Below are 13,643 nucleotides of genomic sequence, written 5' to 3'. Positions count from 1 at the left end.
CTTTCAGGGTTGGACGGGTTCCACCCGAGCCGCCGCTGGGCTACGGCGGGAGAGCAGGCCGTGCCGGGGAGCGAACACCCAGCAGGCGATGAACACCGCGGTCGCGGTGAGCACGATCAACCCGCCGGCGGCGAGGTTGAACGCGTAGGACAGGTACAGGCCGGTCAGGCCGGAGACGGCGCCGATCGCCGGCGCGATCAGCATCATCACGCCGATCCGGTCGGTCAGCAGCCGCGCACACGCGGCCGGTGTGATCAGCAGGGCGAGGACGAGAATGTTGCCGACGGCCTGGATCGAGATCACGATCGAGACCGTCACCATGGCGTACAGAGCGAGGTCGAGCCAGAAGATCGGCAGCCCGACGGCTCGTGCGGTCTCCCGGTCGAGTCCGACGGTGACGAACTCCTTGTGCAGTGCGCCGCTGATCAGCAGCAGTACGACGCCGGCCACGGCGACCGTGATCACGTCGGAGTTGCTGATCCCGAGCACCGAGCCGAACAGAAACGACTCCAGCGAACCGCCGTACCCCGGCGCCGTGCTCATCACCACGATGCCGAGACCGAACGCGGCCGCGAAGAAGACGCCGATGACGGTGTCCTCCTTGAGCCGGCGATTCTGCGAGAACACGGCGACCGACAAGGCCGTGACAAGCCCCGCGACAATGCCGCCCAGCACCAGGCTGGTCTTCAGGACGAACGCGATCGCGATCCCCGGGAACACCGAGTGCGCCACTGCATCGCCGATGAACGCCATCCCCCGCAGCGCGACATGGCTGCCGATCACGCCGCACACCACACCCGACATCAGCACGACCAGAAACGCCCGCTGCATGAACACGTGCGTCCACGGCTCGGTGAAGAACTCGATCATCGGGCCACTCCCAGGCTGTGCAGCAGTTGCTCGGACCGGGCAACGCCGAACGCGCGCAACCACACCGCGGGATCGCGCAGCTCGTCGGGAGAGCCGTCCGCGACAACGGTCCGGTTGAGCAGGCAGAGCCGGTGCGAGGTGTCCGCCGCGGCCGGGAGATCATGCGTAGTCATCAGGACCGCAGTGCCTTCGGAGGTCAGCTCGCGGAACAACCGGGTCAGAATCTCCTGAGTCGGCACGTCGAGACCCGTGAACGGCTCGTCCAGCAACAACAGTCGCGGCTGCAACGCCAGGGCCCGGGCGACCAGAACTCGTTGCCGCTGGCCACCAGACAGCTCACCGATCGGCCGGTCGGCCAGGTCCGTGAGGTCCACTCGCTCGAGAGCCTCCCGTACTGCGTCCCGATCCGCGGCACCTGGCCGGCGCAGCCAGCCGATGCGGTGGGTCCGGCCGGTCATCACCGCGGTCCGCACCCGCACGGGATAGTCCCAGACGAACTCGTGCCGCTGCGGAACGTAGCCGATGGTGCCACGTGCTCCGCCCGGTGTCCGGCCGTCAATGGTGATGCTGCCGGCCCGGATCGGGATCAGCCCGAGCAGCGACCGCAGCAGCGTGGTCTTGCCGGCACCGTTCGGGCCGATCAGCCCCACCTGTTCCGACCGCGTCACCACCAGATTCACGTCGTGGAGAACTTCGCGTCCCGCAAGGTCGACGGCCAAGCCGGAGACCTGCAACACCTCGTCACTCATGCGCGCCGCTTCCGGGCGACGCCGAGGCCGACGGCAGCCAGGACGAGCACGCCCGCAGCCCCGATGAGCCAGGTCATCGAGACGTTGTTCTCGGACGTGCTCGCCGCCGGTGTGTCGGTAGCTGCCGGAGCGGTCGTCGGCGTGGGTGTGGTGGAGGCGAACGCAGCCGCCGCATCACCCTGACCGACGTACAGGCGCAGTGTTCGCCGGTCGGTGACACTCGTGCCGTCGATCAGCTTGGCGGTCATCGCGATGTCCAGCAGGTAGGTGCCCTGGGCATCGAACGTCCAGTTGCCGTGGACGTGCGTGTTCACGTCGATCCCGGTCTCCTGCGGGAACGGTTTGCTGCTGTCGAACACCGGAGCCGGCTTGCCGAAGTCGGAGTTCAGGAACAGTGTGAACTTGCCCGGGCCGCTAACACCTTCCAACGACCAGGTCACCTCGCGGTCGACCCGCTTCGCGACCTCGGCATCCTGCGTGTTCCAGCCCGGCCAGACGACGCCTGCCTGCTGGACCTGCGGGATCACCCAGACCTGCGCGCCAGGTGTGCCGAGGAACGCGTACGACGGATCGTCGGGTACGGCGACCCGTGCCTTGCTGGTCGCTTGCAGTACCACGTTCTCCAGCGGGCGCCAGAGCGGGAGGTCCCCCGTGTCGTCGCGGAGCTGGATGGTCCACGCCCCGTTCACGAACTGTGGGCCGAGGTCGACGTGCCCGTTGGCGATCACTCGCCGCTCGGTTGCCGGTGGCACCGAGTCTGCGACGGCAGCCGGCGCCAGACCGGCAGACACGAACGCGGTGGTGAGCAGCACCGCTGCGGTTCTTCTCATCGGGTCTCCCCCAGGCAGCGCTTCAGCTCGTCGGCGTTGTGGCGCATCATCTCGACGTAGGTGCGGGCGTGGTCGTCGAAGGCGTCGCCGTACAGCGAGCAGACCTGGACGCCCTGGTCATGAGCGACCTGGACGAGCACGGACGCACGCCGGGCGAGGTTCGGTTCGGTGAACACGGCCGCGACCTTCAGGTTGCGGATCGTGTCGGACAGCTTGCGGACCTGCTCGACGCTCGGCTCCTGTGCCGGGTTGGGTACGACGAATCCCGCCACCGTCATCCCGTATGCCGAGGCCAGGTAGCCGAAGGCGTCGTGGGTCGTCACCAGTTGGCGCCGATCCGGCGGGATGGTGGCAAGCGTCGTCCGCACGTAGTCGTCGAGGTCGGTCAACTGGTTCAGGTATGCGGCGGTGTTGTCGGTGTAGGTCTGCTTGCCGTCGGGGTCCTTGCTGATCAGCGTGTCGCGGATCAGTTGGACGTAGGCCTTGGCGTTGGCGACGTCCTGCCACAGGTGGGGATCGATCTCGCCGTGCACATGCTTGCCGAGCACAGCCTGTGGAAGTTGGTGGATCCGTGAGCCGGGCTTGCCGAGGAAGGCGAACCGCGGATCGTCGGGGACGGCCACGAGTGCCTTGTTCGGTACGTCGATGACGAGTTTGCTCGCCGGCACCTGACTCTGCGTGGCGCCCACCTTCTTCGCGTCGGAGTACGCGTAGACCTGGCCCGTGTCCAGGTCGACCGTGAGGTCCGTGTGACCTTCGCCGAGGACTGTCGCCGTACCGCCGTCGGCCGGCTTGACGCTGTGCGGCTCGACTCCGACCGCGAACGTGAACGTGCCGGAACCGAGCGGCTGGAGCGGTTTGCCGCCACCGTTGTCGAGGCTGCCGGTCAGCGTCAGGTGGTAGACGCCGGGCTTGGTGAACGCCCAGTTCAGATGTGTGTGCGCTGCCGGTGGGAGCGTCGTACTGTCGCCCGGCCCGAGTCCGTCGGTCGAGTCGAAGTACCGGTCCGGCCGGCCCAGGGACTCGGTCAGGTAGGCGACCAGCTTCCCCGGACCGTCCAGCTTGGTCGCCGCCAGTCGTACCGACGACGTCCGAGTCGCGCCGCGCGCCTTGCCGGTGCCGCGCACCCGTAGCCCGAGCCACAGCACATCCAGGCCCATGTTTTCCACCAGCGGGATGACGTGGGCGCCGTACGACTCGGCCGCCTCCGCCAGCGAGACATTGGGAGCATCCTTGTCCGCGTTGGCGTCGATCGTCTTGATCAACGACTGCGGTTCGAGCAACAGGTGGTTGGTGAACGTGACATCCGCCTTGGCCACCCGCTTGGCGTCGGCCGGCGTCGGTTCGTACGAATGCGGGTCGCCGCCGGCCGGAACCAGCGAGGACGCACTCACTCGATCACCGCCCACCTGCTGCACCAAGTCAGCCAGGATCTCCGTGGTCGTAACGACATTCAGACGGCCGCTGTCGCCCGCCCCAGTGCCGACGGAGCAGCCGGCAACAGCCAAGGCACCCGCACAGATCGCCGCGATGAGGCGCTTCACCGGATACCTCGTCGGGTAGCGATCACCAGCACGACTCCGAGCAGAACGAAGACTGCTGCCCCGGCGAGCAGGCCCGGTCCGATCGATCCGCCGGTCATGGCCAGCTTGCAGTCGGTGGTCGCCTCGGTGGTCGGGGCCGGACTCGAATCGTCCGCGAAGGAACGGGCACCACCGGATGGACCGACGACGAACTTCAACGTCGTGGTGTCGGCGGACTGCTTGCCGTCCGCGAGCGTGGCCGAGTGGGTGAACGTGGCGGTGTACGTGCCGGCCGCGGTGAACGCCCAGTTGCCATGGGCATGCGTTCCCAGCGGGATGCGGTACCTGTCCGGCAGCCCGTCGGCAGAGTTGAAGATGATCTTCGGCCGGCCGAACGAGTCGAACTCGAACACCGCCATCCGGCCGGGTCCAGTCACCTTGTCTAGTCGCCAGTCGACGCCACCGCCGTACACCTGGGCGGCCGTGAGCTCCTCGGTGTTCCAGCCCAGCCAGACGACATCGGCCTTCTGTGTCTGTGGGATCTGCCAGATGGCCGATCCGGTTGCGCCCAGGAACGAGAACGCTCCGCCGGGAGCCGTGGTCCCGGCCGCCGAGTTCAGCCGGATCGTGACCGCGGCCGGATCCCTCCAGACCGGATCGCCGGTCTTTGTTCCGTCCTTCAGGCGAGACGTCAAGGACGAGCCTTCGATCCGTGCTGCGTAGTCCGCGTGCCCACTGGTCAACGTCGTACCGGGCGCGGTCGTCGACGCGGTGCTCGTGCCGGTCGTGCCGGCCGCCGGTGTGCGGGTGGGAGACGAGGTCGTGGTGCACGGACGAAGACTCGGGGACGACTGCCCTGACGGCGCGGACGTGGGTGCCGTCGTCGGGTCCTGCGTCGGCTGCTGTGACGAGGTAGGCGATGCGGTAGGCGTCGTGGTTGGCGTATCCGTCGGCCCCGTGGTCGGCGTTTCGGTCGGCTCCGAGGTTGGCGTCGGGCCGCCCGGGCAGAGGGCCCCGAGGTCCGAGCCGACGACCACCGGGAGAGTGGCGGTGTCCTTCAATTGCTGTCCCGACTTCGTGGTCGCCGAGTAGGTGAAGGTCAGCTCGTAGAGGCCGAGCTCGGTGAACGCCCAGTTGCCGTGGGCATGGGTCGGTCCCGCGAGACTGATCGACTGTGGCAACGTCTTCGCGCTGTCGAAGGAAATCAGCGGTTCACCGAACTGGTCGAACTGGTAGACCGCGACCTTGCCCGGCCCGGCGACCTTGTCCAGCGACCATCGCACCGGACCGTTCAGCGTGCTGTAGTCGACCGACTCGGTGTTCCAGCCGGCCCACAGCAGATCTTCGGCCTGCGTCTGCGGGATCTGCCAGACCGTCGTACCGGCGGCGCCGAGGAATCGATACGACGGCGACGCCGGCACGGCCTCGTCCGCGGACGGCTTCACCTGGAAAGCAACCGTGCCGGGATCCCGCCAGACCGTCGTACCCTGCGTCCCGTCCTTCACCTGGAAGCGGAGCGCGGACCCGACGGTACGCGCCGCGACATCGACATGGCCAACGGACAGGACCGCGGTCACGCAGGCCGGCGGCGTCGGCGAACTGGTAGGCCGTGTCGTCGGAGCGGTCGTTGGTGGCGTCGTTGGTGGCGTGGTCGGCGGCGTGGTCGGTGGCGTCGTGGGGGGTGTGGTCGGTGGCTCGTACGAACCGACCACGAAGGTGTACTCGACCGGCCCGGAGCTCACCGTCGCACCGGCCTGCGTTGTCGCCGTTGCCTGGAACACGAGCTTGTAGGTGCCTAGGGCACCGAACGACCAATTCGCATGCACATGCCGCCCGGTCGGCTGGTGCAACGTCTTGTACGCCGGATCCACCGAGCTGAAGACCCGCGGCACGACGCCGGTGAACTCGTCGTAGTTGAAGAACACCTCCACCGCACCCGGGCCGTCAGCACTGACCAGCGTCAGGTCGACGACATCGTCCTTCATCACCCCAGCCGCAATCGTCTCGGTGTCCCACCCCGGCCAGATCAACTCAGGATCCTGCGACTCCGGCGCAATCCACACCGGATCACCCGGCTTCCCCAGGAACGCGAACGCCGGCACATCCGGCAACTCGACCTTCGCCGACCCGCGATCCTCCAGGTTGAAGATCAGTCCGGCCGGATCCGCCTCGCGGTACTCCCCCGTCCCGATCCGCGTCGCCAGCTTCAGCGACGCCCCGTCGTACGTCGTGTGCAGCACATCGGTGTGCACCGCGCGCAGCACCTCACGCGCCGGCTGCGCACCGGCGTCCCAAGGAATCAACAGCGGCAGACAACCCAGCAACAGGCAGACAAGGACGGACAGAAGACGCGCTCTGGCGTGAGTGGCGGTCACAGCCGCACACTCTATCTGAATCGACAATCATTTTCATTAACTAGGAAGCGAAACGCCCGGAACGCCGCCGGAAACTCGCCTCGAACAGCCCCGCACAGCGAACTCTCACACGACTCCGGGCCCAGTGGTCTTCGAGTGCACGCGTGAGGCTCTCGACATACCCACCGTGCTGGTCAGAGTCGTACGCAGGCGTCAACGGCACAAGCCGCGGCTCGCAGCCCCCGAGTTCGCGCCTCTGCCACGACGCTCCCGCACCCCGGCCAATTCAGGTTCATGTACCTGCTCCCCCAACGCGCAGCATGGCCCACCAACCGAACATGATGACATCACGTCACCCGCTATCGGCGTTGCCACCACCCCTGAGGGCGACTGCGCGTGGCAGTCGATCAGAATGTGCAGGTGAACGACCCCTCTGATCGAGCGGAGCTCGCCACCACAGTATCGGTCCTTGACGGCTGAAGGCCGGTCGACCTTGGGGCCATTCTCGGCGACTGTGCGCCTGCGGCTCGACGATGACGCCGGCGGACACCGATCGGGTGGCCAAAGGACTGAGTGCGCTGGACGAGACGAGCACGGCTCAGGGATGACGGGGGTGCACACTACCACCACCGGTGGTCTATCAGCCGAGGTCCACCGTCATCCGCCGGTCAGTGCCCGTGCCGTACTCCGAGTGCCGGCCGGGGATGTGGATGGAGTGCTCACTGATCCGCGCCCGATACAGCCGCCTCACCTCTGGATCACGCAGTTCCGCCGCGGTGAACTGCCTGAGTCCCGGAAAACGGGTCCAGACAACAGTGTCGAGACATTCCTCCAACTCGTCGTCCGGGACCACCTCTGCCCGGGCGATCAAGTAGACCGCCTCCCCACTGCCGATCTCCGCCACGGAGTCGAACACCACCATGCTGACCTCGGGCCGCTCGGCAATGTTCTGCGAGTGATGTGACTCGAGCGACGACACCCAGTAGACGACCGAGTAACCATCCGGCGAGAAGTACACCGGCGACACCCGCGGGCGACCGTCTGGGTCCACGGTTCCGAGAACCATGTATCGATTGCTGTCGATCAGGTGCTTGGCCAGCGCGACGGGTCTCATACTGGAAGCTAGCTGATGACCGGGTCAGTCGGCGTACCGATTCGACCGTATGAGTGACTGCGCGCAGAGGCGTTACTGCGGGTCAGCCTGAGGGCTGCACGACCTCCTCGAAATGTACGGCGCCCCGCGAACGTGGGTGCTCAGGATCGGGAGGCGTTCGGTCACAACGCGCAGAGCTCGGGCACCCGCAGCGCGCCGGTCAACAGCACCGACGACCAACGCGTCCCGCACATCGGACGCGGCTACCAGCAATACGGTGAAGATCGCTGTGCGCGCCGGCCACCCGATCAGCCTCTGGGAATTGACCGGCACGGCCATGGTGATGGCCGCGATCCCCATCTTTGTTGCAGCATCGTATCTCTGGCTGCTCTACTTCGTCCTGTTCTGACCGGCTGTGCAACGATGCGGGCCGCACCATCTTGTCGACCGCGCCGATCTCATTCTCGAGCCGGGCCAGGTGTCTCGAGACTGGCTTCAGTCGTTGCCCGGCGCAACTGGCAAGCCAGGTCGGAGATCCTGGTGATGGAGTTCAACGCCTCGTCCACAGTGATCAGCGGGTCATCAGTTGATGGCCATGACAGCGTGACCAAGACGGCAAGCCATCCAAGGCGGCGCACTACATCCGCATCCCAGCCGGGACTCTCGGGACGTCGGCGCGACAACTGAGAACGATTCACTTCCCCACTCCCCAGGTCGGCATTCTGCGCTCAATGGTTCTATCGCCGAGTCGACACTCAACGTTTCATCGGCCTGCGCGGCGAGCCAGACTTATGGCACACCGACCCGATCGGCAACCGCGGCTTCGCGAAAGGTGCGCCTGGCGTTAACGTCTCGCTGCCGGAAAAGATCGTGTGCCGCGGCACCCCGGTCTCCTTCGCACTCAGCGGAGCGTCGCGAGCAGTGGCCATTCTCCTGGCGCCCTGCTCGGCCATCCCACTAATCGATCTCGCGATCTTCACCAGCTCACGATCCAAGACCAGGTGACAGGAGATGCATCCCCCCGCAAGCGCCCCGATCTCAGTGAGCTTCAGCACAGGTCGCGCCGCCGGGTTCACCGGGGCGACATCTGCCGTAACGAGACCGCCATCAACCTCCCGCACGCTGGAGTTGGCCGATCAGTGAGGAGCGATCATGGCGCACCATCACAGTCGCAGGCATATCGCACTGGTTGCTCATGACAACAAGAAGGCCGAGCTGCTGCGCTGGGCCGAGTTCAACCGGGAGACCCTGCACGAGCATTACCTGTACGCGACCGGCACGACCGGGACGATGCTCGAGTTCGAACTCGGCCTTCCGATCACCCGCTTCCTCAGTGGACCCGTCGGCGGTGACCAACAGATCGGAGCGCGGATCGCTCAGGGACAGATAGACGTACTCATCTTCTTCTGGGACCCGCTCGAGGCTCAGCCGCACGACACCGATGTGAAGGCCCTCCTCCGACTCGCCACACTCTGGAACATCACCATCGCCTGCAACGTCGCGAGCGCCGACTTCCTCATCTCCTCACCGCTCCTGACCAATGGCTACCGCGGCAACCGGCCGGAGGGCTACGACCAACCGTCCGCCGCGCCCCTCGACAAATCCATCTACACCTGACCACACTGACGCCTCCCAGATAGACGACGGTGTGCCCACCGCAGGCATGCCCAGCCGCGCGCAGCCCCTCCGCCAATGTGTGCGGGCGCGTGCGGTTCATCATCATGATTACCAGCGGCATCCGACTTCGCCGGACACCGAGTGGTCGTTGTCGGCGGCGCGATTCTCGCCGAGGTCTCGGCTGTCGCCGAGACGACCTGGGTGACCCAGCGCCCGCCGAGGTCCCTACCCCACGACGTGGAGGCTGTGGCGAATCGACGGGCCGGATACTGACCTACGCCCAGACCGCGCGCAGATCTTCATGCGTCTCGGCGTACCGGTCGTGGGTACTTCGGATCGCAGCACCACGCCGACAGCGACGCCACTGCCATCGTTCGAGACAGTAGCCCGAGCGCTTGCTCGGGCTTTGCCGCCGGCCTTCCGGGGTGTCGGTGGGCCGCGGGAACAGGACTGGTGCGCCGTCGGGCCAGCGGGGTCGGACGCGTTGTCGCTGTTCGCCGAGCTCGCGTTCGAGCTCGGCGTCGATGGGGACGAGCGCCTCGCGCCGCATCTTGTGGTTGACGTAGCGCAGGTAGGGGGCGCCGTCGCCGTCGCGGGTGATGCAATCGGGCGACAGGCGCAGCCTGTCGCCGATGCGAAGTCCGCAGCGCATCATCACAATGGTGACCAGCCGGTGGGCGATCGGCCTGGCTTTGTCAACCTGAGTTGGCCCCGGGGCGCGTCGCCTTGAAGTGGCCCAACCGGTGTGAGTCAGCGGTCTTTGGGTGAAGCTATTGCAGGGCTGTTGGGCACAGCAGGTCGTCGACGGTCCAAGTGGCGGTCTACTCCGCGAGGTTGTCGATGGTGCCGAGGATGGCGCGTGCATTCGGCGCCTCTTGGGCGACGTAGTGGCCTGCGCCCTCGAGGCGGATGGTGTTCACCTCGCATCCCGTGGCCTGGCGGAATGGATCCCGCGTGAAGTCGCTGCCACGTGAGCCGATCGCCGTGACCGGGACCTGAGGTGGCCGATTCGCCGCAAGCGCAGTTCGTCGCCCTCGCCGAGCATGCCGCGGTGCAGACCGGCCGCGCCTTCCCCGAACCGACGCGCCGGCCATGAGGGGGGTGACCAGAGCGGGGCCTGCAGTTCGGCCCGTCCTGGTTGACCCACTACGTTTCCGCTCTCGAAGACGGAACCGACCCGACAACTTCGGCGGCCTCATGGTGTCTAGTGCCGGAGGCTCCTGAGGCCGGTTCGGATTTCGCTGATCAGGATCTCGGGCTGCTCGAGAGCTGCGAAGTGCCCTCCCTTGTCAGCCTCGCCGTAGTGGATCAAGTTGCTGTAAGCGTCCTCGATCCAGCTTCGCGGCAGGCGTGGAATGTCTCGTGGGAACACGGTCACCGCGACCGGCAGCGTCAGCTTCGGGCCGGCCATGCTGGCCGAGCGGTTCTCCCAGTAGATGCGGCCGGACGAAGCGGCACTATTGGTGAACCAGTAGAGCGAGATCACGTCCAGCATGTCATCGGTGCTCAGCGCATCCTCCGCCAGGCCGCGGTTGTCCGTCTTGGATTGGAACTTCTCGTAGATCCACGCTGCCTGGCCCGCCGGAGAGTCCGCCAGAGCGAAGCCGACGGTCTCCGGCCTCGTGCCCTGCAGGTGGTTCGATCCGCCGAGGTCGCCGGTGTAGAGGGTGAGGCCGTCCAGTGCGTAGTGCTCTTCCGGAGACAGCGCGTCGGGTATTCGAGCGGGGAAGGCATATGGAGTGTTCAGGTGAATTCCGAGCAGGCCCTCGGGTCGCATGGCGCCGAGGGCTGTGGTCACGACCGAACCCCAGTCACCGCCCTGAGCCGCCCAGTTCTCGTAACCGAGACGCTTCATCAGCTCGACCCACGCGGCGGCAATGCGCGACACCGTCCAGCCGGCTTCGCTCGGCTTTCCAGAGAACCCGAATCCGGGCAGCGACGGGACGACGACGTCAAAGGATTCTTCGACCTCGCCCCCGAAGGCGACCGGGTCGGTGAGTGGGCCTATCAGCTTGAGGAATTCGACGACCGAACCCGGCCATCCGTGCGTCAGGATCACGGGCATCGCGTCCGGATTCTTGGACTTGACGTGGATGAAGTGGATATCCAGTCCGTCGATCGTGGTCAGGAACTGCGGGAAACGATTGAGCTCCGACTCGAATCGGCGCCAGTCATACTCTCGCTCCCAATACGTGACGAGTGACTTGGCGTTCTCCACCCGAACACCTTGCGACCAGTCGGGGACGGTTTCCGCATCGGGCCAGCGAGTCCTGGTCAACCGCTGCTTGAGGTCCGCAATCTCGGAATCCGGGATCGCCACACGGAACGGGCGGACGAGGTCTGATGGTGCGGGGGGCGGTGTGGTCATCGCCTGGTTCTCCTGAACTCTCGTTTCACGGTGCCGCAAGCTTTTGCACACCGGTGTGCAACGCTGCGGCGGTTGCCACCACCTAGCCAGGACCCGCTAGGTGCGGCATGGCGCGGGGCGCATCGCTATCGCCATCGCGCCTTCTGTTACGGACATTACGCCGGTTGACGGCTGCCCCATGGTTTCCCTCTGGCATCGTTTGTGGGTATGTCGGAACGAGGCTAGTCGGCACCCGTCGGCTCGCGCTGTGAGGTCACACGGTCGAGCACCTCGAAGACGGCCGCGATGTCTCGGCTCTGATAGCCGAGCGCGTGTGCGATGGTCAGTACTTCGTCGGCGTAAGCGGCCGTCCCGATCGGAATCCCGAGGCCACGTGCCGCGTCGAGCGCGAGCACGAGATCTTTCTGCAGAAGCCCGATGTCGAACCATGCCTCCTGCGGGAGGTCGAGGATCAGGGGTGCGCGCGCCTTGAGCATCGGCGAACCGATCGCGCTCCCGGTCATCAACTCCAGCGCGAGCGTGCGGTCGACACCGGACCGCTCGGCCAGCAGGAGACCTTCGGCAAGCGCGAGCATCTGAACGCCCAGGCTGATGTTGATCGCAAGCTTGAGCGCCAAACCGTGCCCATTCGACCCGACGCGCGTCGGCTTGCCAAGATTGCGCAGGATCGGCTCGACGCGCGCATACGCCTTCGCATCGCCGCCGACCATGATGGGCAACGTCCCGGCTTCTACCTGTCGAACACTGCCCGACACGGGTGCGTCGAGCAGGGTCGCTTTCCTCGCCGCCGCGAGCGCTGCGAGGTCGCGACTCCCGCCCGGGCTCACGGTGCTCATATCCACCCACGTCTTGCCGGCCGAGAGGCCGGCGAGAATGCCGCCCGGACCGGACGCGACCGCCTTCAGAGCATCGTCGTCCGGGATGGAGGTGAAAACGACGTCGGCAGCATCCGCGACCTCACGCGCGGTGTCTCGCCACTGCAGGCCCTCGGCGATCAACGGTTCCACCCGGGCCCGCGACCGGCTCATCCCATGGACGGTGTAGCCCGCGGCGAGGAGGCGCGCAGCCATCCCGCCGCCCATGTGACCGAGGCCGACGAACCCGATGACGCGAACATCGTTGCCGGTTGTCGTCATGCCTTGCCCTCAATCATCGCCAGGTCGGTCTCGTCGAGTTCCAGATCGGCGGCGACGATCAGCGGGTCGACCTGATCAGGGCGGCGCATGCCGACAATTGCGCCATCCACCGCAGGGTTGAGCAGCGTCCAGGCGACCGCGACCGCACCGGGCGACGTAGCGTGGCGGTCCGCTACCTTCTGCAGCCGATCGACAAGCGCCAGATTCCCTGAGAGATAAGGCTCCCGGAACCGTTGGTCGTGCTTGCGCCAGTCGTCTTCAGGCAGGTTCGCGATCCGCTCGCGGGTCATCGCGCCGGTCAGCAAGCCTGAAGCCATCGGCGAGTAGACGATGACGCCGATCCCCTCGCCCTCGGCAAAGGGAAGGGCGGACTCGTCGACATCGCGGTCGATCAACGAGTACTGCGGCTGGAGCGTCTCGATCGGGGCGCTCTGCTGAACCAGGCGCATCTGATCGACGTCGAAGTTGGACACGCCGATGTGGCGCACCATGCCCTGCTCCTTCAGCTCGGCGAACGCCGCCCAGCCCTCCTCGATGTCCTCCTCAGGCATCGGCCAATGAACCTGATAGAGATCGATGGCATCGAGCTTCAGCCGCTGAAGACTAGCCTCAGCCTCACGCAGGACCGAGTCCCGCTTGAGGCTGTGCACCACCTTCCGTCCGGCTCCCTCGACCAGCGACGCCTTCGTGAACACATACGGACGCTCATCCACGCGCAAGCCTTCAAGCGCCCGCGCGACAACCTGCTCGGAACGGCCGAAGCCATACGCGGCCGCAGTGTCGATCCAGTTGACCCCGAGCCCGAGGGCACGCTGGATCGCCGCGATGGACTGCTCGTCGTCCTGCGGTCCCCACCCGAACTCCCAGCCACCGCCTCCGATCGCCCACGCGCCGAACCCCACGCGCGTGATCTCGAGACCGGTCTGCCCCAATGGCCTCGTCGTGAGCTGCGTCTCCTGCATGGATGCTCCTCGCCGTTAATGGTTGGTGCCGTCGACCGCCGGACTGTTCAAGCCTCAACCTCGAACGGCCTCGTTTCGACATGGCCAACGGCCATCCTCGACACCCAGCTAGCCGGAAGACATCGATCGCGCGGGGCGACG

Annotated in this window: 12 protein-coding genes; 2 read left to right on the top strand and 10 right to left on the bottom strand. The window is 66.3% G+C overall.

What is annotated here, in order from left to right; translation table 11 throughout:
* Positions 1-3: 3 nt before the first annotated feature.
* The 6 genes from E0H75_RS10555 to E0H75_RS10530 all read right to left on the bottom strand — a co-directional run bounded on the left by E0H75_RS10555 (position 4) and on the right by E0H75_RS10530 (position 7,440).
* On the bottom strand, positions 4-870 hold the full coding sequence (locus E0H75_RS10555; RefSeq protein WP_131513291.1) for an anchored repeat-type ABC transporter permease subunit: 867 nt from the start codon (positions 868-870) through the stop codon (positions 4-6).
* Complete coding sequence (locus E0H75_RS10550) at positions 867-1,619, bottom strand: anchored repeat-type ABC transporter ATP-binding subunit (protein WP_131513290.1); 753 nt, start codon at positions 1,617-1,619, stop codon at positions 867-869. Before E0H75_RS10550 ends, E0H75_RS10555 begins: the two co-directional genes overlap by 4 nt.
* Positions 1,616-2,449 carry a choice-of-anchor M domain-containing protein gene (locus tag E0H75_RS10545; RefSeq protein ID WP_131513289.1) on the bottom strand — a complete coding sequence of 278 codons (834 nt, stop codon included), beginning with the start codon at positions 2,447-2,449 and terminating at the stop codon, positions 1,616-1,618. The genes E0H75_RS10550 and E0H75_RS10545 overlap by 4 nt, the downstream gene beginning before the upstream one ends.
* A complete protein-coding gene (locus tag E0H75_RS10540) occupies positions 2,446-3,993 on the bottom strand; it encodes an anchored repeat ABC transporter, substrate-binding protein (protein WP_202872949.1) in 1,548 nt (515 codons plus the stop codon). The genes E0H75_RS10545 and E0H75_RS10540 overlap by 4 nt, the downstream gene beginning before the upstream one ends.
* Entirely contained in the window at positions 3,990-6,347 is a 2,358-nt protein-coding gene (locus tag E0H75_RS10535) for a choice-of-anchor M domain-containing protein (protein WP_131513288.1), read from the bottom strand. Before E0H75_RS10535 ends, E0H75_RS10540 begins: the two co-directional genes overlap by 4 nt.
* Positions 6,348-6,966: 619 nt before the next feature.
* Positions 6,967-7,440 (bottom strand): pyridoxamine 5'-phosphate oxidase family protein, encoded by a 474-nt coding sequence (locus E0H75_RS10530; protein WP_131513287.1) that lies wholly within the window; start codon positions 7,438-7,440, stop codon positions 6,967-6,969.
* A 256-nt stretch (positions 7,441-7,696) separates the two neighbouring features.
* Here E0H75_RS10530 and E0H75_RS44595 point away from each other — a divergent pair, with 256 nt between their 5' ends.
* Together E0H75_RS44595 and E0H75_RS10525 are read left to right on the top strand one after the other, a co-directional pair.
* Entirely contained in the window at positions 7,697-7,828 is a 132-nt protein-coding gene (locus E0H75_RS44595) for a hypothetical protein (protein WP_272948898.1), read from the top strand.
* A 743-nt stretch (positions 7,829-8,571) separates the two neighbouring features.
* Positions 8,572-9,036 (top strand): methylglyoxal synthase, encoded by a 465-nt coding sequence (locus tag E0H75_RS10525; protein ID WP_131513286.1) that lies wholly within the window; start codon positions 8,572-8,574, stop codon positions 9,034-9,036.
* Between the two features lie 274 nt (positions 9,037-9,310).
* Here E0H75_RS10525 and E0H75_RS43565 read toward each other — a convergent pair whose 3' ends face one another.
* From E0H75_RS43565 to E0H75_RS10500, 4 genes are all read right to left on the bottom strand, one after another.
* Positions 9,311-9,694 (bottom strand): hypothetical protein, encoded by a 384-nt coding sequence (locus tag E0H75_RS43565; protein ID WP_202872948.1) that lies wholly within the window; start codon positions 9,692-9,694, stop codon positions 9,311-9,313.
* Positions 9,695-10,240: 546 nt separating this feature from the next.
* The gene (locus tag E0H75_RS10510; RefSeq protein WP_131513284.1) at positions 10,241-11,404 is read right to left on the bottom strand and encodes an epoxide hydrolase family protein; all 1,164 of its coding nucleotides are present in this window, start codon (positions 11,402-11,404) and stop codon (positions 10,241-10,243) included.
* 221 nt (positions 11,405-11,625) lie between these two features.
* A complete protein-coding gene (locus tag E0H75_RS10505) occupies positions 11,626-12,540 on the bottom strand; it encodes an NAD(P)-dependent oxidoreductase (RefSeq protein WP_131513282.1) in 915 nt (304 codons plus the stop codon).
* Entirely contained in the window at positions 12,537-13,502 is a 966-nt protein-coding gene (locus tag E0H75_RS10500) for an aldo/keto reductase (protein WP_131513280.1), read from the bottom strand. Before E0H75_RS10500 ends, E0H75_RS10505 begins: the two co-directional genes overlap by 4 nt.
* Positions 13,503-13,643 lie beyond the last annotated feature (141 nt).

The sequence above is a fragment of the Kribbella capetownensis genome (genome assembly GCF_004331485.1).
Classification (GTDB): domain Bacteria; phylum Actinomycetota; class Actinomycetes; order Propionibacteriales; family Kribbellaceae; genus Kribbella; species Kribbella capetownensis.
The sequence above is the reverse complement of the archived record's forward strand: the minus strand, read 5'-3'. Positions and strand labels throughout refer to the sequence as shown.

What these genes read in the sequence shown, in the direction of transcription:
- E0H75_RS10505 (WP_131513282.1), bottom strand. Translation starts at nt 12,540, where the DNA reads ATGACGACAACCGGCAACGATGTTCGCGTCATCGGGTTCGTCGGCCTC.
- E0H75_RS10550 (WP_131513290.1), bottom strand. Translation starts at nt 1,619, where the DNA reads ATGAGTGACGAGGTGTTGCAGGTCTCCGGCTTGGCCGTCGACCTTGCG.
- E0H75_RS10530 (WP_131513287.1), bottom strand. Translation starts at nt 7,440, where the DNA reads ATGAGACCCGTCGCGCTGGCCAAGCACCTGATCGACAGCAATCGATAC.
- E0H75_RS10510 (WP_131513284.1), bottom strand. Translation starts at nt 11,404, where the DNA reads ATGACCACACCGCCCCCCGCACCATCAGACCTCGTCCGCCCGTTCCGT.
- E0H75_RS10525 (WP_131513286.1), top strand. Translation starts at nt 8,572, where the DNA reads ATGGCGCACCATCACAGTCGCAGGCATATCGCACTGGTTGCTCATGAC.
- E0H75_RS10555 (WP_131513291.1), bottom strand. Translation starts at nt 870, where the DNA reads ATGATCGAGTTCTTCACCGAGCCGTGGACGCACGTGTTCATGCAGCGG.
- E0H75_RS10545 (WP_131513289.1), bottom strand. Translation starts at nt 2,449, where the DNA reads ATGAGAAGAACCGCAGCGGTGCTGCTCACCACCGCGTTCGTGTCTGCC.
- E0H75_RS10500 (WP_131513280.1), bottom strand. Translation starts at nt 13,502, where the DNA reads ATGCAGGAGACGCAGCTCACGACGAGGCCATTGGGGCAGACCGGTCTC.